General features: G+C 45.3%; 21 protein-coding genes, 1 riboswitch and 1 other annotated feature. Of the genes, 7 read left to right on the top strand and 14 right to left on the bottom strand.

All coding sequences use genetic code 11. The features are described from left to right. Positions 1-238: 238 nt before the first annotated feature. Positions 239-1,492 carry an IS110 family transposase gene (locus BCOA_RS30475; RefSeq protein WP_230951706.1) on the bottom strand — a complete coding sequence of 418 codons (1,254 nt, stop codon included), beginning with the start codon at positions 1,490-1,492 and terminating at the stop codon, positions 239-241. A gap of 696 nt (positions 1,493-2,188) precedes the next feature. Next, on the bottom strand, positions 2,189-3,022 hold the full coding sequence (locus tag BCOA_RS30470; RefSeq protein WP_230090463.1) for a cytochrome b/b6 domain-containing protein: 834 nt from the start codon (positions 3,020-3,022) through the stop codon (positions 2,189-2,191). Between the two features lie 197 nt (positions 3,023-3,219). On the opposite strand from BCOA_RS30470, the gene BCOA_RS35625 reads away from it, so the two are divergent. Then, positions 3,220-3,579 carry a hypothetical protein gene (locus BCOA_RS35625; protein ID WP_014097789.1) on the top strand — a complete coding sequence of 120 codons (360 nt, stop codon included), beginning with the start codon at positions 3,220-3,222 and terminating at the stop codon, positions 3,577-3,579. Between the two features lie 10 nt (positions 3,580-3,589). Further along, a complete protein-coding gene (locus BCOA_RS30460) occupies positions 3,590-3,928 on the top strand; it encodes an antibiotic biosynthesis monooxygenase (RefSeq protein ID WP_014097788.1) in 339 nt (112 codons plus the stop codon). A 450-nt stretch (positions 3,929-4,378) separates the two neighbouring features. On the opposite strand, the gene BCOA_RS30455 is transcribed toward BCOA_RS30460, so the two are convergent. The 3 genes from BCOA_RS30455 to BCOA_RS30445 form a co-directional block, all read right to left on the bottom strand. Further along, entirely contained in the window at positions 4,379-5,074 is a 696-nt protein-coding gene (locus BCOA_RS30455) for a DUF1129 family protein (RefSeq protein ID WP_014097787.1), read from the bottom strand. Next, positions 5,067-5,402 carry a PadR family transcriptional regulator gene (locus BCOA_RS30450; RefSeq protein ID WP_014097786.1) on the bottom strand — a complete coding sequence of 112 codons (336 nt, stop codon included), beginning with the start codon at positions 5,400-5,402 and terminating at the stop codon, positions 5,067-5,069. The genes BCOA_RS30455 and BCOA_RS30450 overlap by 8 nt, the downstream gene beginning before the upstream one ends. A gap of 125 nt (positions 5,403-5,527) precedes the next feature. Continuing rightward, complete coding sequence (locus BCOA_RS30445) at positions 5,528-5,725, bottom strand: hypothetical protein (RefSeq protein WP_013859890.1); 198 nt, start codon at positions 5,723-5,725, stop codon at positions 5,528-5,530. Positions 5,726-5,921: 196 nt separating this feature from the next. After that, a riboswitch (PreQ1 riboswitch) is annotated at positions 5,922-5,966 on the top strand. Between the two features lie 44 nt (positions 5,967-6,010). Between BCOA_RS30445 and queC the strand changes: the two genes are divergently transcribed. The 4 genes from queC (at position 6,011) to BCOA_RS30425 (ending at position 11,004) form a co-directional block, all read left to right on the top strand. Then, positions 6,011-6,676, top strand: coding sequence for a 7-cyano-7-deazaguanine synthase QueC (queC, locus tag BCOA_RS30440; RefSeq protein WP_014097785.1), 666 nt, complete (start codon positions 6,011-6,013; stop codon positions 6,674-6,676). Between the two features lie 48 nt (positions 6,677-6,724). Next, positions 6,725-7,657, top strand: a complete 933-nt coding sequence (locus tag BCOA_RS30435; protein ID WP_014097784.1) for a ketopantoate reductase family protein — start codon at positions 6,725-6,727, stop codon at positions 7,655-7,657. Between the two features lie 1,215 nt (positions 7,658-8,872). Continuing rightward, positions 8,873-9,427 carry an NADPH-dependent FMN reductase gene (locus BCOA_RS30430; protein WP_014097783.1) on the top strand — a complete coding sequence of 185 codons (555 nt, stop codon included), beginning with the start codon at positions 8,873-8,875 and terminating at the stop codon, positions 9,425-9,427. Positions 9,428-9,675: 248 nt separating this feature from the next. Continuing rightward, positions 9,676-11,004 carry a methyl-accepting chemotaxis protein gene (locus BCOA_RS30425; RefSeq protein ID WP_014097782.1) on the top strand — a complete coding sequence of 443 codons (1,329 nt, stop codon included), beginning with the start codon at positions 9,676-9,678 and terminating at the stop codon, positions 11,002-11,004. A gap of 150 nt (positions 11,005-11,154) precedes the next feature. On the opposite strand, the gene BCOA_RS30420 is transcribed toward BCOA_RS30425, so the two are convergent. The 4 genes from BCOA_RS30420 to dut form a co-directional block, all read right to left on the bottom strand. Beyond that, on the bottom strand, positions 11,155-12,141 hold the full coding sequence (locus tag BCOA_RS30420; protein WP_014097781.1) for a zinc-binding dehydrogenase: 987 nt from the start codon (positions 12,139-12,141) through the stop codon (positions 11,155-11,157). A gap of 14 nt (positions 12,142-12,155) precedes the next feature. After that, positions 12,156-12,647 (bottom strand): lactoylglutathione lyase family protein, encoded by a 492-nt coding sequence (locus BCOA_RS30415; RefSeq protein WP_014097780.1) that lies wholly within the window; start codon positions 12,645-12,647, stop codon positions 12,156-12,158. Between the two features lie 426 nt (positions 12,648-13,073). Beyond that, on the bottom strand, positions 13,074-14,486 hold the full coding sequence (locus tag BCOA_RS30410) for an O-antigen ligase family protein (protein ID WP_014097779.1): 1,413 nt from the start codon (positions 14,484-14,486) through the stop codon (positions 13,074-13,076). 91 nt (positions 14,487-14,577) lie between these two features. Continuing rightward, positions 14,578-15,030 carry a dUTP diphosphatase gene (gene dut, locus BCOA_RS30405; RefSeq protein ID WP_014097778.1) on the bottom strand — a complete coding sequence of 151 codons (453 nt, stop codon included), beginning with the start codon at positions 15,028-15,030 and terminating at the stop codon, positions 14,578-14,580. A gap of 105 nt (positions 15,031-15,135) precedes the next feature. Between dut and BCOA_RS35405 the strand changes: the two genes are divergently transcribed. After that, entirely contained in the window at positions 15,136-15,309 is a 174-nt protein-coding gene (locus BCOA_RS35405) for a hypothetical protein (RefSeq protein ID WP_014097777.1), read from the top strand. A gap of 51 nt (positions 15,310-15,360) precedes the next feature. Here BCOA_RS35405 and rplT read toward each other — a convergent pair whose 3' ends face one another. The 5 genes from rplT to thrS all read right to left on the bottom strand — a co-directional run bounded on the left by rplT (position 15,361) and on the right by thrS (position 20,364). Beyond that, positions 15,361-15,714 (bottom strand): 50S ribosomal protein L20, encoded by a 354-nt coding sequence (gene rplT / locus BCOA_RS30400; RefSeq protein ID WP_013859897.1) that lies wholly within the window; start codon positions 15,712-15,714, stop codon positions 15,361-15,363. Between the two features lie 33 nt (positions 15,715-15,747). Beyond that, on the bottom strand, positions 15,748-15,945 hold the full coding sequence (rpmI, locus tag BCOA_RS30395; protein ID WP_014097776.1) for a 50S ribosomal protein L35: 198 nt from the start codon (positions 15,943-15,945) through the stop codon (positions 15,748-15,750). Positions 15,946-15,968: 23 nt separating this feature from the next. Continuing rightward, complete coding sequence (gene infC, locus BCOA_RS30390) at positions 15,969-16,490, bottom strand: translation initiation factor IF-3 (RefSeq protein WP_071646874.1); 522 nt, start codon at positions 16,488-16,490, stop codon at positions 15,969-15,971. Positions 16,491-16,561: 71 nt separating this feature from the next. Next, positions 16,562-16,677, bottom strand: a sequence feature (ribosomal protein L20 leader region). 399 nt (positions 16,678-17,076) lie between these two features. Next, entirely contained in the window at positions 17,077-18,330 is a 1,254-nt protein-coding gene (locus BCOA_RS30385; RefSeq protein ID WP_041818130.1) for an MFS transporter, read from the bottom strand. Positions 18,331-18,441: 111 nt separating this feature from the next. Then, positions 18,442-20,364: a threonine--tRNA ligase gene (gene thrS / locus BCOA_RS30380; RefSeq protein WP_014097773.1), complete on the bottom strand. Its 1,923-nt coding sequence runs from the start codon at positions 20,362-20,364 to the stop codon at positions 18,442-18,444. Between the last annotated feature and the right edge of the window lie 59 nt (positions 20,365-20,423).

The raw sequence follows: 20,423 nt of genomic DNA, 5'->3' as shown, positions 1-20,423 counted from the left end.
GGATAATAATGGGAAGTAGTGATAGGAAATTATACGATGCACAATGGATCTCTGCGTAACTTATGATGACGTACCCTCCCATGTCTCTGGGCATCTGTGTGCCTACATTCCTTCGTTCGGTCTAGTCATAAGGCAGAGGCTAGCGAAGCTCCTTTAGGGACCCGAGGTCGAATGGAAAAAATAGTGCCAGCTTCTCCGTGTCATCCTGTTGTCTAGCTCTTACTAAGGATGTGAGGCCTTATTCAGCCTCTGCGAGACCAGGAATATCCCTCATCATTCGCTGTGCGTCGAACGGTTTGTGCTTCGTGCTAATTCCGTGTAACACTTTTAATAGCTTACCGCATAGAACCACAATGGATTGTTTCTTGCGTAACGGATTAACCTGACGGTTTGTGTAGTATTCATGTAGCTTTCTAAAGGCTTCATTATGGCGAATCATCGGCATCATTACCCGGAAAAGGAGGGCACGCAGTTTTCTTCTGCCTCTTTTGGAGATGCGTTTTTGCCCTTTGTGCAGACCGGAGGAGTTTTCACGTAACGTTAATCCCGCGAGTTTAATTAATTGGCGTGGATCTTGATAATGTGAAAAGCTTCCGATTCCAGCTAATAAGTCGACAATCGTTGTATCTCCAAGCCCTGGTACCGTTGATAGCCATTCGTACTCTGCAGATATTTTTACAAGTTCAATTAACTGCCCTGTAATACTTTCGATATCTTGTTCTAGCTGATGGTAACGGCGGACAAGTGTGGCAATTTCAATACGGGCCATCTCAAGTCCTTCTGTTACTCCGATAGAGCCAGCCGCGACTTCAATAAGACGGACTGTTTTTGGTCTTTGAGGGGATTTTAGCCCCTCAACCTTACGAAAAAGGGATAGAACTTCATCGGGCTGTTTCTGGTAAAGATCACTTGGAAATGGTGTGCATTCAAGTGCAGCTAAAGCCATCTTCCCAAAAGACGGAAACACCTGTACAAACTCTGGGAAATAGCGATCTAACCAACGAATAATCATGTTTTTGACAGCCCCTAATTCCTCTGTCAATTTACTTCTGAACGTCGACCCAACGCGAAGTTCGGCTTCCATGCCTTTTAAGATACGTGGGTAACTGAAACGTCCATCCTTAACTAAACGGGCAATAACCAATGCATCTTTGCGGTCATGCTTGGTTGGCAAATTGTCGTCCAACTCCTTTGATCGCTTTACATGCATAGGGTTTACCATGACCAAGGGAATACCCCTTTCCTCAAGAAAGTAGGCCAAATTGAGCCAGTAATGCCCTGTGGGTTCAATTCCCACAATGACTTCCGATTTCTCGTGTTCTTTCATTGCGGCTAAAACGCGCTGATAGAACAGTTCAAATCCATTTCCTGCTTGGGGCACAGAAAATGATTTTTGGAGCACTCGCCCACGGTCATCTACAATGCAAGCGTAGTGTGTACGCTTGGCAATATCAATTCCCACTACAAGTGTTTGTTCGGTGACTTGATTAATTTTCTAATTTTGTTTAAAATCCATTATGGAGTCCTCCTTGGTTACAAATTAGGGGTCATTCGTTGTGAGATGACACCCCGCATCATACCAGGAGGGCTCTTTTTGTTCAAGTCTCCGAAAGTCCTTCTAACAGGAATGCTCCTTATAAATCAGTTCCCTTTATAAGAATTATAAAACTTGAGTGAGAGAACTTTTTGTTAAACATAGAGGAAATAATAGCATCGTTTAGGAACCTTGAGTTAACAGATGATCTCTTATAACCTTTACAAGCATTTGCCAGCACTATAAACAATAAGGTTTTACCCTCTCACCCCTGATGATTCCTGCTAAATTCAGCATTGGTATTCCTGTGCGAAGAACTACCCGTTAAACTCCTGTCCCCGGCTTCCATGAGCTTCTTCATCGCCCTGTCACATCGCGGCGGCTTTCTTCAACGAGTTGGAGGGCTTTTCGGTCGAATGCATGGAGTTTTTCATTCCACTCGTCTGCAAATTTCCGTGAAGCTTCCGCGCTTTCATATAGCGGTCCAAGTCAGGAACGGGAATGGATACTAATCTAGGGCTGCCTGCCTTGTTTGGCTTTCCTCAAGTTCCATCTTTGCCATTTTGCGGATGAGATCACCTTTTTCCACTATCCGCTCCCCTTTCACAGTAAAACATTTCCACCGCCGGCGCGCAAACCGGCGGTGTTTCCGTGTTAAGCCGTTTTTCTTCTTTTCTTCCTTACCGTGAGTTTTCTCAAATAATAAGTGAGCACAACAAATGCGGACATGATGCCTGTATATGTGAGAAGGACAGTCAAGACATTCGCGCTGCCACCGTCATGATCCCCTCCTCCCCTGCGGTCACCGTCTGCAAAATCTGGCTTCTTTTCATTTGCAAAAGCCGGTTTCTGCCCGTTCGTGAAATCCAGCCTTTGCCCGTTTGTAAAATCCGATTTTTGGCCGCTTTTGCCATTAAAATCGTGATGCCCTTCCATTTCACTGTTGCCCGTGCTTCCGCCAAAAATAGAGGCGGCGCTTGCCATGCGGTTCAGGAACCCTGTTTGTATGATTTCGCAGGAGCTGAACACAAGAATCAGGGTAGCGGCGACTTTTGCAACATAACCTGCCCATTTGTTTTTCGCCTTGAAATGGACCATCCTTTTAAATACATTGACCACCCAGTGCCAATGCAGCCCGACATGCACGCCAACAAGAATCAGCACAAGGAAAGAAACGGAAATATGTGTTGTTTTGAACCAGCCTTCATTTCCAAGGTTGATGTTCGGAAAAACAACGCGTGAAATAATGATGCCGCTGATAATAATGAAACACATGGAAATCAGCAGCAACAGATTGAGCGCGTAACTCCCGCGCGCTTTCCACGGTAACCTTTTGTCAAACATTTTCAGCGTAACATTTTTTACCCAGTTTAAATTCAGGCAGACATGCGTCAAAAACACGACGCCGAACACAAGCCCTGCAATTTCATGGTACGCAAGTCCGCCTAAAACATTTTTGTTAAAGAACAAAACAAACATGATTGCCATGAACAAATCAATGGCAAATTTAGCATAATTTTTTTCATCTTCAGCTCCACCCCGGCACATTTGATATCAAAAATATAGTGCCATATTCTTAAATTCAACTTAAAAACATAATTTTTTGCAAAACAACCTTTGACAAAACGTATACAACTGTATACAATTACTTGTGTATACAACTGTATACAGAAAGGAGCACATATATGAGATCATCAATTGGACCGGGAGGAAAATTTGAAGGGCCTTGCCATCCGGGTGAAGAGGAACATGGCAGAAGAAAACACCATCATCACGGTGCGAAAACATTCCGCCGTGGAAGGGCAATCGAGTTTCTAAACAGGCTGAACATCAAGCGGAACACATTGAAAGAGCAGCTTGCAACACCGGAACTGCAATCCATTAACCCGGTGATTGTCGGCGAGTTAAAGGCAATCGAAATGGTCATCAACGAATTTACAGAGCTGTTTGAAATCCGCGAAGAGGAAATCAGAGAGAAAGCAGCCGGCGCGGAAGAAAAATCAGATAACGAAGAAAAACCGGACAAAGAAGAAAAAGAGGGGTGAACAAGGTTTTATGTTTGTACAATTACGAAGAATGACGGTAGCAAAAGGACATGCAGATCAGGTTATCGAACGATTCAGTAAACCGGGAATCATCGAACAACAGGAAGGCTTTGTTGATATAAAAATCATGCAGAAAAAACAAGGGCGCGGCGAAGAAGAAGTGATTGTCATGATCACATGGGAATCAGAAACGCACTGGAAACAGTGGGAAAAGAGCGATGTCCATATCGCAGGACATAGGGCAAACCGCGGCAAGTCAAAACCGGACTATATGCTCAATATGGAACTCGGCATGTATGAAGTGAAAGCGGTGAAAAAAGCAGCAGGAAAAGCAGAAATTTCCGAGTGAAAAACTCGAGCGAAAAGGGAAGGCCGGCTGTAAGCCCTTTTAATAAAAAGCTGGCGAACCAATTCTAATCAGAGCCCCAAGTAGCCGAACGGAGAAAAAATGAGACTGAACGCCAAATAGATAGGCCGACCCGCATTTTGTCCTTCATTAATCTGATGAAGGACATTTTGCTAGTTGCCGCACCAGCATTTTGTCTTTCATCCACCCGGTGAAGAACATTTAGAAGATCGCAGCCTCTCGAACTGTCTTTCATCCACCCGCTGAAAGACAGTTCAAGAATCCTGGCCGACCATTTTGTCTTTCATCTCCCTGAAAGAAGATATTTCACAGTCCCCGCTGTTTTTTTGCAATACCTTTACGCACAATTGCGTGCAACATAGTTGGCGCATGCAAAACCCGTGGCGAAACCGCACACGGGCTTTTGAACAACAGATTTATTGCACGCTAGAACTATATCCCCCGGGACTTTGCTGCTTTCTCCCAGCTATAGTAAACCCCTAAACTCACCACACCTAAAACGAGCGGCAACCACCACGGATAAGAAAAGGACGGGCCGATTTTCGGCATGAATTTATCCAGCAAAATAACGCCGCCCAGAAAAACAAAGATTACGGCATCTATTTTCAAAAAAGTTAGGATTTGCACCTTTTTTGTCTTTTCCTTAAACAAACTCTTTTTCAAGATACGAAAGATATACCAAATGGCAAAGATCACGTATAGCCCGGCAATGAAAAAGTTCAGGGCCGCGGGTACAGGATAAAACGGCGGCAAAGGTCTGGAAAAGAACCGTTCAACAACAAAAGCAGTAATGCCATTAATGACCAAATCAATCCCCAAAAGCAAGATCATTATCCTGATTGTAAAAGAAACCATATTGCGTTTGTTTTCTTTCGGCAGCTGCCTGATGATTTCGTCGGCAAATGCTTTCGGGTCACCGCCGAACATTTGCGCAGCTGTCTTGTTTTCTTTTTGGCCTTCGAGCAGATGGTCAAGCAGTTCCATCAGCACTTCTTCTGTTTGCTGCTCGGACAAAACGGTTTGCAGGCGAAGGTAGTCAAGCATATCGTTGTAAAATTTTTTGTTCTCAGGTGCCAGTTCCTGCCGTTTACGGTTGTTTTCCTCAATCAACTGTTTTACACTAAGCATCCTCACTTCTTCCTTTCAATAAAAGATTTACAGGGGCTGCGATTCGCTGCCACTCTGCCGTAATCTCATCCAGCGCGGATTTTCCTTTTTCCGTCAATTCATAATATTTGCGGCTCGGCCCAGAATCGGATGGCTGCATCTCTCCATGGATCCAGCCGTTCTTTTGCAGGCGTAACAGAACCGGATAGAGCGTCCCCTCGCTAATTTCCTGGAGGCCTAATTGCTGAAGTTTTTTTGAAAGAATGTAGCCATAAACCGGTTCTTTTTCAATCACAGCCAGCACACAGCCGTCTAAAATGCCTTTCAGTAACTGGCTTCGAATGGACATCCCTCCACCCCCATTTCAACTACTTTGTTATGCAAGTTAGTTTATCAAAAAACGAACTACTTTGCAATGCAAAATAGCAAAAAACAATAAAAAAATCCAGCGGCAGGCTAACCGCTGGAAAAATTTTATGATTGCTTTTTTCGCTTGGAAAAATAATGAAGGAAAAAGGACAGAATCATATAGGCTAAAATCAAAAATACGACATAATTGGCCCAAAAGTTTTCAAGGTTCAACACATTCAGTGTGCTCAGCCCTTTCTGGATGCCCATTACAATGAGTACCGTCACCGCAAACATGAAAAATAATTGCACATAGCGTTTCATAGCCGTCCCTCCCAAATAAAGATAATCACTATGATTATCTTAAAAAACGGTCCGGCCGATGACTGTGATCTGGATCATAGCAAAGCCGGTTGTTTATGGCATTTATGTGAAAAATGTCGTACTCCGAAAAAGAACGGATGCTTTAAAAGATGGCGCCTGTTCCATGGTATAATCAATTGGGAAGAATCCTTCATTTATGGAAGAGGTTTTTAGAAAACCCTCTCTAAAAAACTAAGAAAACAGCATCCCTTTTCGGTGCTGTTTTGTGTGAAAGGACGATTATCAATGAAAAAAGAAAAAGCAGTCGTTGTTTTCAGCGGCGGCCAGGACAGCACCACCTGCCTTTTCTGGGCAAAGAAAAAGTTTCAGGAAGTGGAAGCCGTTACGTTCGATTACGGGCAGCGCCACCGTCTTGAAATAGAATGTGCAAAGAATATAGCGGAAGAGCTCGGGGTAAAGCAGCATATTCTGGATATGCAGCTGTTGAACCAACTCGCCCCGAACGCGCTGACGAGGGAAAGCATTACCGTGAAAGCAGGGGCAGACGGGGAGCTTCCGAATACGTTTGTGCCCGGGCGGAATTTGCTGTTTCTTTCTTTTGCCGGGGTGCTTGCCAGCCAAATCGGCGCAAGGCATATCGTAACCGGTGTGTGCGAAACGGACTTCAGCGGTTACCCGGACTGTCGCGATATTTTCATCAAATCTTTAAACGTCACCTTGAACCTTTCAATGGACCAGCAGTTTGTCATTCATACCCCGCTCATGTGGCGTAACAAAGCAGAAACATGGGCGCTCGCGGATGAACTCGGGGCATTTGATTTTGTCCGTGAAAAGACGCTGACCTGCTATAATGGCATCATCGCTGACGGCTGCGGGGAATGCCCGGCGTGCAAATTGCGCAAAAGAGGGCTGGAGCAATACCTGGCCATCCGGAACGGGCAGTCTGAATGACGATTTCGTTGGAATTGTGGTAAAATAATGAAAAAAGGAGGCGGGGGAATGGCTGAAATCAAAACAGTATCGATCATTGGGTTAGGCGCGCTCGGTATTTTATTCGGGCATCATTTATCGAAAAAAATGCCGGCGAAAAACTTGCGGATCATCGCTGACCAACAGCGCATTGAACGATATGAGCGGGAAGGCGTTTATTGTAACGGCGAAAAATGCCACTTTCATTATGTCACACCGGAAGAAACAGTGGAGCCGGCAGATTTGGTGCTATTTACGGTCAAATTCAACGGACTGGACGAGGCAGTTGAAGCAGTCAAACAACATGTCGGGCCGGATACGGTGATTTTGTCTGCCTTAAATGGGATCTCAAGCGAAGAAATCATTGGCCGTACATATGGAATGGACAAAATGTTATACTGTGTCGCCCAGGGGATGGATGCCGTCAAAACCGGAAACCAGCTGACATATGCGCATATGGGCATGCTTTGCTTCGGCGAAAAAGAGCCGGGCCTTTTTTCGGACAAAATGAAAAAAGTGGCCCGCTTCTTTGAGCAAACGGATTTGCCATACGAAGCCGATACCGAAATGATGAAAAGGCTTTGGGGCAAATTCATGCTCAATGTCGGCGTCAACCAGACCGTCGCCGTTTACAAAAGCAATTACGGCGAAATCCAAAAAGACGGCCCTGCACGCGAGATGATGATTGCCGCCATGCGGGAAGTTGAGGCATTGTCCGAAAAAGAAGGGTTTCCGCTTACGGAAGAAGATCTCCGTTACTGGCTGAAAGTGGTCGGAAACCTGAGCCCTGCCGGTAAGCCGTCAATGGCGCAGGATGTGGAGGCAAAACGGTACAGCGAAGTCGGCCTGTTTTCCGGAACCGTCATCAAACTCGGCAAAAAATACGGCGTTCAAGTTCCGGTTAACGAGGAACTGAACCGGCGCATCCGGGAAATCGAAAGCACTTATACCGCAGTACATTGACACGGATCACCAAAAAGGGGAGCTTTCAGGAAAGCTCCCTTTTTGGTATGGCATACAATTGCCTGCTGTTTGTAGATGGAGGCTAGGGAAGGCAGTCATAGAAGCGCCCTATATGAAGAAAGGAAACTTTTTTCTGCGTTTCCTTAACTTAGAGGTCCTCTATGTGAAGGAAGAGCCTCGTTTTTGCTTGCTTCCTTAACGTAGACGCGCTCTACGTGAAGATAGACCGTCTTTTTTCCGCGCTTCCTTAACATAGACACGCTCTATGTTAAGGAACAACCTCAATTTCCTTCGCTTCCTTAACGTAGACGCACTCTATGTGAAGATAGACCGACTTTTTTCCGCGCTTCCTTAACATAGACACGCTCTATGTTAAGGAACAACTTCAATTTCCTTCGCTTCCTTAACGTAGACGCACTCTATGTGAAGATAGACCGACTTTTTTCCGCGCTTCCTTAACATAGACACGCTCTATGTTAAGGAACAACTTCAATTTCCTTCGCTTCCTTAACATAGACGCGCTCTATGTAAAGAAAGGACTCATTTTTTCCACGCTTTCTTAACGTAGACGGGCTCTAGGTTAAAGAAGAGGACCATTTTCCTTCGCTTCCTTAACATAGACGCGCCCTATGTGAAGGAAGGCTGCCTTTTTTCCACGCTTCCTTAACGTAGACGCACTCTATGTGAAGAAAGACCCTCAATTTCCCCCGCTTCCTTTACGTAGACGCCCATGCCGCAAAGAACATGGCGTTAGCAGAAGGCAACGCGACTTGCCAGAATCACGCACGGCTACATGAAGGTTCCATAGATAATTGCCGTCTTCCTTCATTCGTCGTCCTTGCTGCAAAGAACGCGGTACGCAAGAAGAATGAAGCGTGACTACTTTCGTCTGCTGATTGAATGCGTGAAACCTAAAGGGCAAGGCGTTTTGTATTTGCCTCGTGGGCCATCCCGTTAAAACCGAAAATGTTTGGGCAAAATCGGTCCTTTATTTTTGATTACCATAAGGAAGACTGGTCAATACTTTAATCGGGGAACAAAAAACCGGGAACAACCATTGACCTTCGATTGCTTGTGGTTGTCACCAAGAACATCCGGAAACCGCCAGCCGGCTTGAATGGTACATAGCAACATAGCAAGCAGGAATTTTGACTTTCCGGTGCGGTTTTCTTATCATTATCTAGCATAAAATATAAATGGAAGCAGGTCGATAAAATGACGAAAGTTGGAATTTTGCTTGGCTCTTTGCGGAAAGCATCTTTTTCAAGAAAACTTGCGGAAAATGTGGCAAACCTTTTTCCTGAAGGATATGAAACGGAATTTGTCGAGATTGGGAACCTCCCTTTATATAATCAGGATTTTGATGACCATAACCAGGTTCCGGCCGAGTATACGACATTTCGGAATACAGTAAAAGGGCTCGATGCGGTGCTGTTTGTAACACCGGAATACAACCGCTCCATCCCGGCTGTGTTAAAAAATGCAATCGATGTTGGTTCGCGCCCGTACGGCCAAAGTATATGGGATGGGAAACCGGCGGCGATTATCAGCCAATCCCCTGGAAACTTAAGCGGGTTTGGTGCCAACCATCATCTGCGCCAGTCGCTTGTTTGTCTGAACATGCCAATCCTCCAGCAGCCTGAAGCTTATATCGGCAATGTTACTGCACTGTTTGATGAAAACGGAAAAATTGTGAATGAAGGCACAGTCCGGTTCCTGCAATCATTTACAGATGCATTTGTTGATTTAATTAAAAAATACAAAGGCTGATGTACCCATCGGAAGCTGAAAAACAGCGGGATCCCTTTTCCAAAGGGTTCCCGCTGTTTTTCGTCATTGGGCCTTTCCTTGATTGTTTAAAAGCAGGGGGAAATTTTACTTTATTTTATTTTCCCCATTAAAATTTTTCTCCTTTTGCCGATCAATTTATTAGGGATTCCGCAAGCAACAAAAAGATTAAATCTTTTTTAAGTCTTTTTTTCTATACTACATACAGATTTAAATGGTGGAGGAACGTTATGTTAAAGAATGTTAAAAAGATTTCATTCAAGATCATTATGCTCTCAGTGCTCAACTCTGTGATTGTGATTGCCATTAATATTGGGGCATCGGTTTACGGAAATATCGGCAAGGGAAACAGCGGCACCGGAAACCACGTGCCCCCGGCCGGAATCGCAATCATACCGACAAATGTTTTAATCGGTCTTTTCATTTCCCTTATCATCGGTATCATTCTTTCATACATACTGGGTAGGGTAATCTCAAAACCGATCCTGCAAACGGCCGAACTGGCAGAACAGACAGCGGCACTTGATTTACGGGAAGAAAATGGGTCTTTCGATAAAATTCAGTCTTTTCAGGATGAAACGGGCAAGCTTGCCAGGGCGCTCAGGCAAACGAGAATCTCTTTAAGAGAAGTGGCCAAACGGTTGAAGGAATTTTCATCAAAGGTCGCTACCCATACGGATACCCTCTCAAAAAGAACGGAAGAAAGTTTTCAATCTATCAATCAAGTAGCCTCTTCCATTGATGAATTTGCGCAAGGGAACAGTCAGCTGTCAGAAACCGTCCATGACATCAATAAAACTTTAAACGAGGTGGTCAATCTCATTGAAACCATTACGCAGGAAGCTGCCAACGGGGCAGAACATGCAGCTGCTTCGCTTGACGCCGTAAAAGAAGGGCAGAATACGATTGACCATCAGTTCAAAAAAATAGATCAAAATATTGAAATCACAGCGACGGCAAACGAGTCTATTACAGAACTGAGCGGGATGATCGACCAGGTCCAGGCATTTGTCAATGTTATCACTTCCATTGCAGAACAGACGAACCTGCTTGCATTGAATGCTTCCATTGAGGCGAGCCGGGCCGGGGATGCCGGAAGAGGTTTTGCGGTTGTTGCCGGCGAAATTCGCAAACTGGCGGAAGGATCATCAAAAGCAGCCCGGGAAATTAAAGACCTGATCGCCACGACAACGAAAAAGTCGAATGCAGCTGTTGAAAATATTAGCAAAGCAAACGCCTTTATACATGAACAAAAAGATGCGTTCCACAAAACGGAAGCTGCTTTTCATCAGATTCAACATACTTACAGCAACATTGTTGGCAGTTTTCAGCATACCGCAGAAGGGATTGAAACGATCAACGAAAAATCAAAACAAATTTCGAAGCGGATTCAGGAGATAACTTCTACAGTTGAAAATTTTGCGGCAAGTTCCGAAGAGATGTCTGCTTCCGGCCAGGAACAGCGGGCCTTTACAGAGATTATTTCACAATCAGCGAAAGAATTGCAAGAGCTGGCTGGCAAGCTGGATACCGAAATGAATAAATTTAAAGTCAGCTGACGATAAACAGGCAGTGTGATCAACATGCAAGATGTGACCACACTGCCTGTTTTGATGTTCATATTTGAATGGGAATGGATCAAATCCGGCAAAAATCAGGAATGTTCCCGCTTGGGGTACCCGCAAGTCCGGCAGCGGGCGCTTTTAGAATCATGCTTCATGCATTCTGACAATGATTTTTCCTCGTACGTGGCGGCCTTTTAAGGTTTTCAAACCGGCCGGCAGTTCCTCACGCGGGAGCACTTGGTTGACCATCGGATTCAGCGTCCCTTTTTTCACACGCTGCATCAATTCATCCGCCATAAAAGCCAGGTTTTGCTTTGCCCGGACGGAGCCGCTCGCATGGGCTGCACCGAGGGCGACTTCATGAATCGATGGCGCAAGCGTGAACGGCTTTATGCCGGATAAGTCCGGGGCGCCTGCAATATATGCGAGCTGGCCGGAAAAAGCGAGCCGCTTCAAATCTTCGGTCGCTTCGGCGAAACTGACAGTGTTCAATATCAGGTCCACCCCTTCCCCGTCCGTCTCTTCCATGATTCTTTTTGTGACATCTTCTGTATGATAGTCTATCGCTGTATCTGCACCGAGCGATTTGACCCATTCGTGATTGGCGGCGGAAGCGGTGGTGAATACTTTTAACCCGAGTTCTTTCGCGAGCTGAATGGCAAATCCGCCAACTCCGCCGGCGCCGGCATGGATCAAAATCGTTTGCTTGTCAGTATGGTTTAATTTTTGCACCACTGCCTGATATGCGGTCATCCCGGCACAAAGCACAGCTACCGCTTCGTCATAAGAAACGCCATCAGGGATTTTTGCGGCTGCATTTGCATCAATGGCCGCAAATTGTGCAAATGCCCCTTTCCGGTTCAAATCGGTGTGGCATGCTATCCGGTCACCTGTTTTAAAACCAGACGGATCCGGGCCAACTTCAACAACTTCCCCCGCAAGATCGACACCGGTTATATGCGGATACACCCAGTTTGGATTGCCGGATTCAATCAATTGGTAGTCAACCGGGTTTAAAGCGGTGCTCATCACTTTCACAACAAGCTGCCCTTCACCTGCACGGGGATCCGGCACTTCTCCCCATGTGAGGTCGTCAATGCTTGCGGGTTTCCCGATAAGCCATCCTTTCAATTTCCGGTTCCTCCTTAATAAGCGCCTTCTGAATATGTCAATTCATAACTGTGGCTGTAAATTTCCACTAAGTTGCCGAACGGATCTTCGCAGTAAACCATCCGGTAAGGCTTTTTCCCCGGATAATATTCACGGATCGGCATCCGTTGTTTACCCCCGTGCGCTTTTATTTTTTCCACGAGGCCTTCTACATCCGGATCCTGGACGGCATAATGGAAAATGCCCGTTTTCCAGTACTCGAAGTTATTGTCAGGTGTTTCATTGTTTTTGAACTCAAACATTTCAACACCTGTTCCGTCGCCCATTGCCAAGTGTGCGATGCGGAACGACCCCCAGCCAGAGCCGAAAACATCTTTGCACATGATGCCAATGGCGCTGTCGTCTTCTTTAATTTCAGATGGTTCCATGATCACGTACCAGCCCATCACCTCGGTATAAAATTGAACGGCTTTGTCCAAATCAGGAACGGAAAGGCCGATATGTGAAAAAGATCGTGGATACGTCATTTTTTTATCACTCCTTTTTTGGTTACTATACTAGTATAGTATGCGACAATCCATTTTAAAAATGAGACGCATTTTTTCTTGATCCTGTTCTTGAACATTTACGCCGGCCCATTTTCATTCTTTTACCGGTTCCAATCTGTTTAGAAATGGCTCGGTCCATGTCCTCTCCCGCAGCCTATTCTGTGGACCCGAATTCGCCTTTCCCTCTTTTGGATTCAGCTAACCGTTTCCAGGGCGCGATCGTCATTTGGGCAATTCGTAACCTTTTTTCCACTTTGAACGGATTTCTCATCCTCAACCTATCTTGAACAGCTAGCCGGCAAATCTGCAAACGCTCCTGAAAACATCTGTAGGGACGTTTTTTGCCTGTTGGAAAGCAAGTTTGATCGCGCAGTGCCACTTCATACGACAGATATGCTTGTCCCTCTATTCGTTTTCTTTATCCGGTGTTTTATCACTCAGCTCTTTGTCCGGCGTTTTTTCGTCCGGTTTGCCCCGATTGTTCCTGGCTTCTTTTTTGCAGATTTCAAATGGCTCTGCCGTTTCATGGACCACGGATTCAATCGCTTTTATTTCTCCCGTGATGGCCCGACTGATAGACTGCAGTTCCGGTTTGGGAAGCTGCCGTTTTAATATGTTGTGTTTGACGTTCAGCCTGTTTAAAAACGCGACATGCGGTTGAAACATTCGCTTTGAATACCGCTCCCAGTAGGATAAAAGCACTACTGCCAGCATCCCGATTTGGGGCGAGAAAACTGGTTCATCGAGAAAGCCGGTCAGGACGATTACCGGCAGGCTGAGCAGAAAAATGTTCAAGTAACGATAATTTCTTTTTATGAAAAATAATCTGCCCAATTTGCACACCCCCATGGCTAACACAGCAAGAAAAGCAATACCGCCAATTGCCCCGTATTCGACAAAAAAACCGATAAAAATATCATGGGCGTGGTAAATATTTTTATGGAACAGGCTGGCATATACTTTCCCGAAACCAAGTGGTGTTGTGCCAAACAAAAAGTGGGTTTCAAAAATTTTATAGGAATGATACCAGATCTTTTCCCTGCCCGTTAGAGAACCTTCAATGGAATGAACTCTCGGGATGACCGCCGCAAGCTTGCCTGCTCCGAGCGCCAGAAACAGAAGCCCGCCTCCAAAAATCCATTTATTCCATCTGAAAAAGAAAATAAAATAAATGCATATCATCGAAATAAAACCGGCCCGTGATCCAGTATCAAAGACGCCTTTACTAAGGAAAAAAAGCGGGATACATTTCCAAATCAAGTTTTTCCAGTCTTTCTTGCCCGCGTCTTTCAGCATCTCCGCAAACAGAAATGAAATCCCGATCAGTAGCAGAAACATCGTGAAATTCGGATTGTAAGTACTGCCGATTAATCTGTTGTAATGTTTAAAACCGAACAGCTCCGTGCCGGTCAGAAATGCCAGCACTGGGTCATCCGACAACATTTTTGGAAGCCAGCCAATGAAAATACCATAAAGGCCACAGCCGATCACAATCCAGCGGAAATGCTTGAATCTGCCCCTTGTTCCGCTGTCCATAATTTTAAGGAAAATTCCCCAGTAAAACAAAATCCTTAAGCTTTCAGCAAGAAGGAGCGGTTCTCCCATTTGCACAGCCGCTCCGGTGGTTGCTGCCAAAAGACAGAGAAAGAAAAAGGAGACAGGGGAAGATGAAAACAACCGTTTATTTTTGATATGCCTGTACAGTTCCGAAAGGCTGAATACAAGCATGATAAACAGACCAACAGGCGGGAGCGCAAAACACAATACTGCAGCCAGTTCAAATGCATGCTCTTTTATAAAGTGTATTAAACTGTTCATAGGATTCCTCGTTATTCGGATCTAATTGCTCAGGAACCACTATACCATGCACAGATTAAATTTCGTTGAAAAAATCTCACGAAAAGAAATTTTATTTTTCATTTATTTTGGTAATCCCGGTGGACCCAAATCCGCCTTCCCCTCTTTCGGATTCTGCTAACTGTTCCGTAACGCTTACGGTGACAGACATAACGGGTGCGATAATCATTTGGGCGATTCGCATCCCTTTTTCAACTTTGAATGGCGTCTTTCCAAAGTTGATTAAAATGACTTTAATTTCTCCTCTGTACCCCTCATCAATCGTACCCGGGCTGTTTAAAACGGTGACCCTGTGTTTTAAAGCGAGCCCGCTTCTCGGCCTGACCTGCGCCTCTGTTCTGCGCGGCAGCTCGATGGCAATGCCGGTACGGATCAGTTCCGCTTCCCCCGGCGCAATGTTTTTTTCTTCGATGGAATATAAATCCAGCCCTGCATCTCCAGGATTGGCCCTTTGCGGCAGTTGTGCATCAGGATGCAATAATTTTACTTTTAAGACATCATCCATTGAAATCGCTCCTCGTATAGTTCTTCCATGATTATATCAAACTAAAACAGGTTTTTACTTTTTTCCGGGGAATCCGGAAATTTTTTACCAGAAGGGGGACTATTCTTGGTTAAAATGACGAAAAAGATGCCAAAAATTCCGGCAGAGCCTGAAATGACAATCGCATCCGACCAAAAAGAATTTCAGCCGGGCGAGTCAGTGGACGAACATGCCAATTTGGAAGCTGCAAACGAAACTTTGAACCAGGAAGAAATCAGACAGCAGACGGAAAATTTATAATGCTTTTTTAAAAAACAGAGCCCCCGGCATGCCGGAAGCTCTGTTTTTTGATTATAATGCTGCTTTTGCTTTGTTTGCCAGTTCGGCAAATGCTTGTGCATCGTTCACAGCGAGGTCGGCAAGCATTTTGCGGTTCACTTCAATGCCTGCCTGTTTCAAACCGTGCATCAAACGGCTGTAGGAAAGGCCATTGATTCTTGCCGCAGCGTTAATACGGGTAATCCACAGTTTGCGGAAATCGCGTTTTTTCTGGCGACGGTCGCGATACGCATACATGTAGGATTTCATCACTTGCTGATTGGCAACTTTAAATAATGTATGTTTTGAACCATAATAACCTTTGGCTAATTTCAGAACTTTTTTGCGTCGTCTGCGGGTAACTGTACCGCCTTTTACACGTGGCATAATCTTTTCCTCCTAATTGAAAGCTTTGTTTTCTTACAGATTGTCGAGCATTTGGCGGATGCGTTTCATGTCGCTTTCGGATACAAGCGTTGATTTACGCAGCTGGCGTTTTTGTTTTGTCACTTTATTTGCGAACAAATGGCTTCTGTAAGCGTGGGAACGTTTCAGGCTGCCGGAGCCGGTTTTCTTAAAACGCTTGGCAGAGCCGCGGTGTGTTTTCATTTTTGGCATGATTAGTCCTCCTTAAGTTGACGTTACTTCTTCTCTGTTTTTGGTGCGAGCACTAAGAACATGCTCCGTCCGTCCATTTTCGGTTTGGATTCGACCGTGGCGACTTCGGCACATGCTTCTGCAAACCGGTCGAGGACGCGCTGCCCGATATCTTTATGGGTAATGGCGCGGCCTTTAAAACGGATCGAGGCTTTTACCTTATCGCCTTTTTCCAAAAACTTAATGGCATTGCGGAGTTTTGTATTAAAGTCATGTTCTTCGATGGTCGGGCTCAAACGAACCTCTTTTACGTTAATGATTTTTTGCTTTTTCCGTGCTTCCCTGTCTTTTTTCTGCATCTCGAAACGGTATTTTCCGTAGTCCATGATGCGGGCAACAGGCGGTTTTGCGTTTGGCGCAACAAGTACAAGGTCAAGGTTGGCACGTGCCGCAATCTCCAATGCTTCGTTCCGGGATTTAACTCCCATCTGTTCGCCGTTTTGGCCGATTAAACGGACTTCGCGGGCACGAATGCCTTCGTTCACCATCATGTCTTTGCTAATAATGAGCCACCTCCAAGATAATTTCAAACAAACGTGTGAATATTTCGCTTGCGAAAAAGCCCTGAACGTACTGCACACGAAAAAAAGCGCAGGGAACACACCCGCGCTTATGATCACGATCATTGATAGATACCTGACAACTGCACCATTGCGTCAACAGGTGAGAAGCGGGCTGCTCCTTCTTTTCACAAACTTATATTCAATTTCACTCAATTATTGTATCACTTTACCGTATCCATGTCAATTTGCAAGAATCCCGGAAAATCTGTTTAACTTTTTTTGGCTCAACATGCGTTATTTTATCAAAACGGCAGAGAAATCGCAAGTGTTTTTTTGGTCTCCTCTCTGAAGTGCTTAATGAAAATGCTTGTCTTTGTTGAAACAAAAGCTTCTAAAAATAAAGCTTTTACATCAAGCCTGAGCATCTATTTACATGCTTTTTTCGGTAGGCAAGAGAGCGGCATTTTATATAAAATGAACGGAAATTGGATCAAATGTAAATCAATTTTTCATTTTCCCCTCCTAACCATGCCACCGGTTTCAATCCATTTTTCTGAATGATGGTTGTACCTTCCATTTATCTCCTTTTTTATCTACTTAATTTCACATACGTATGGTCAATCTCCACAACTTTTGGCAGTTTTCTCATTCTTCCGCTTCCCATATAAAACAGTGCCAGGACAAACAACCCTATTCCAAAAAAGCTCATGGTAAGCTGGACAGAAGTGATCTTGGCCATCACGCCGCCGATCAATGATCCTGCCGGCATCGCAAGCGATAGCAAACTCACGTTGATGGTATTGACCCGCCCTAACATTTGTTCATCAGGCAATTGCTGAAATATGGCAGAAAACAAAACATTGGTGGCGCCAATAGATAACTCGGAAATAAACATAAGCGTATAAACATACCATATCGAAACATTGCTCAATAAAATCATGAAAAGCCAGGACAACCCGGAGAGCAAAAAGCCTGCAGCCAATATTTTGCCAAACGGAAATATCCGGCTGATTTTATCCGCGCCTGCCGCTCCCGCCAAAGCCCCTAAACCCAAAGCCGCTGTCATGATGCCGTAGGATGAAGCGCCTTCGCCCGCAGTATTGGCGAAAGAAGGCAATACGACCATTACAATTGCGAAAAAAAAGTTTAAAAACAGCAAGGGGATTAATAATTGCAAGATGAAAGGCTGTTTGACAAACGATAGGCCTTCTTTAAAATCCCGTTTGTACGCCTGCCATTCTTCCCGTACGCTCCCGGTTTGCTTGCTTCTTTTTACCTGTACTTTTAAAAACAAAAACAGAATGGATGAGAGTATAAAAAGAAGCGAATTCATCCCGAGCACCATCGACATCGAGAAAGCGGCGAGGATAAACCCGGCAATCCCATTAAAGAAAAAATCCGAACCCTTATATGCAATGGACATGAGTGAATTGGCCTTGACGAGATCTTTCTTTTCCACGGCTTTCGGCAATAATACGCTTTCTAACGGGTAAGTCAGTTCCGATAAAAACGAAAGAACCGGGATGGAAAGCAACAGCAGCCAGACATTCATGATGCCAGACTTGCTTAAAACAACAAGAAAAAGCAGTAAGCCGGCTTGTAAAAAGCTTGCTGTAACCAGCAATTTTTTTGCATTTATTTTATCAAGAACCGGGCCGTAAAATAAACTCAGCACCTCTGTCATTGAAAATAAGAATCCGGCAAATCCGGTATAAACCGTCGAGTTCCCCCCTAATTTTAAAACCATCCACATCATCGCAATATAATAAACACTATCCCCGATATTGGTGAACAGCCTGCCAAAAAACAACGCATTAAAATGACGATTCCGAAATAAGTCCATTAGGCTCCGTCCCCTTCCCCTGTGCCAACCCATTTTTTCCTCTATTATATAATAAAAAGCACCCTGCAAACCTTTTTGTGGTCCTTTAGGGTGCGTGATTTCTTGTCTGTTTTACCGTTTTATTTCTTCTTTTATCTTGCTGAGGAATGTGTCCACCGGCACCGTTTCCGTTTGTTTCTCGCCGTATTTGCGAACATTGACCGCATTGTCTGTGGCTTCCTGGTCGCCGACAATGAGCGCGTACGGGATTTTTTGCACTTGGGCTTCACGGATCCGGTAGCCCAATTTTTCATCGCGGGCATCAAGTTCAGCGCGGACCCCTTCCGCCTTGAGCGCTTCTTGGACTTTCCGCGCATAGTCATAATGGGCATCCGGTGATACCGGGATCACTTGTACTTGAATCGGCGCAAGCCATGTCGGAAACGCCCCTTTGTATTCCTCGATTAAATAAGCGACAAACCGTTCCATTGTCGAGACAACGCCGCGATGGATGACAACCGGGCGGTGCGGCTTACCGTCTTCCCCGACATACGTCAGGTCAAACCGTTCCGGGAGCAGGAAGTCAAGCTGCACGGTTGACAATGTTTCGTCTTTGCCAAGCGCCGTGCGGACCTGGACGTCGAGCTTCGGGCCGTAAAATGCAGCTTCGCCTTCCGCTTCGTAATAGTCAAAACCAAAATCATCCATCGTTTCTTTCAGCATCGCCTGTGCCTTGTTCCACATTTCATCATCATCATAATACTTGTCCGTATTTTCCGGGTCACGGTACGACAGGCGGAACGAGTAGTCGGTAATGTTGAAATCTTTATATACCTCAAGAATCAGTTCGACTACGCGCTTGAATTCTTCCTTAATCTGGTCCGGACGCACGAAAATATGGGCATCATTCAATGTCATGCCGCGCACCCGTTGCAGGCCGGAGAGCGCACCGGACATTTCATAACGGTGCATGAGCCCGAGTTCGGCAATCCGGATCGGCAATTCGCGGTAGCTGTGGATCGTATTTTTATACACCATCATATGGTGCGGGCAGTTCATCGGACGCAACACGAGTTCTTCATTGTCCATTTTCATGACCGGGAACATATCTTCCTGGTAATGGTCCCAGTGGCCGCTCGTTTTATACAGGTCCACGCTGCCAAGCACCGGGGTATAGACGTGGTCATAGCCAAGTTTGACTTCCTTGTCGACAATATACCGTTCAATGGTGCGGCGGATCGTTGCGCCTTTTGGCAGCCAGAGCGGCAGGCCTTGTCCGACTTTTTGCGAGTTCGTGAAAAGTTCGAGTTCTTTCCCGATTTTCCTGTGGTCGCGTTCTTTTGCTTCTTCCAGGAATTTCAAATGGGCCTCAAGATCTTCTTTCTTGAAGAAAGCCGTCCCGTATATGCGCTGCATCATTTTGTTGTTGCTGTCGCCGCGCCAGTATGCACCGGCAATGTTTAATAACTTGAATTCCTTAATTTTTCCGGTTGACGGCACATGGACGCCGCGGCACAGGTCAACAAATTCGCCCTGTTCATAAACCGTGACCGTTTCGTCCGGAATCGCATCAATCAGTTCAAGCTTGTATTCATCATGTGCAAACATTTTTCTGGCTTCGTCACGGGATACGACTTTGCGGACAATTTCAAGATTTTCCGCAACAATTTTTTTCATTTCCTTTTCAATTTTCGGCAAGTCTTCCGGCGTGAGTGACACTTCAAGATCCATGTCGTAGTAAAATCCGTTTTCAATTGCAGGGCCGACACCAAACTTGACATTGCCGTACAGGCGGCGGACAGCCTGTGCCATCAAATGTGCCGTGCTGTGGCGCAAGATTCCGAGCGCATCTTCATGCTCAGGGGTGACGATTTCAATTGCGCCGTCTTCTTCAATCGGTGTGCGCAAATCGAGCAGTTTGCCGTTCAGTTTGCCGGCGAGCGCCTTTTTCCTGAGGCCCGGGCTGATCGATTGGGCAATCTCTTCCGTTGTTGTTCCAAATGGAAATTCCTTTAAAGCACCATCTGGAAAAGTGATTTTTACGATCTCTGCCATATGTCCCACTCCTTTAAAAATTAAGCTGTCACGCGGGCGGCCTGCACGAGGCTGCTTTT

Source organism: Heyndrickxia coagulans 36D1 (assembly GCF_000169195.2).
Lineage (GTDB): Bacteria > Bacillota > Bacilli > Bacillales > Bacillaceae_C > Weizmannia > Weizmannia faecalis.
The sequence above is the reverse complement of the archived record's forward strand: the minus strand, read 5'-3'. Positions and strand labels throughout refer to the sequence as shown.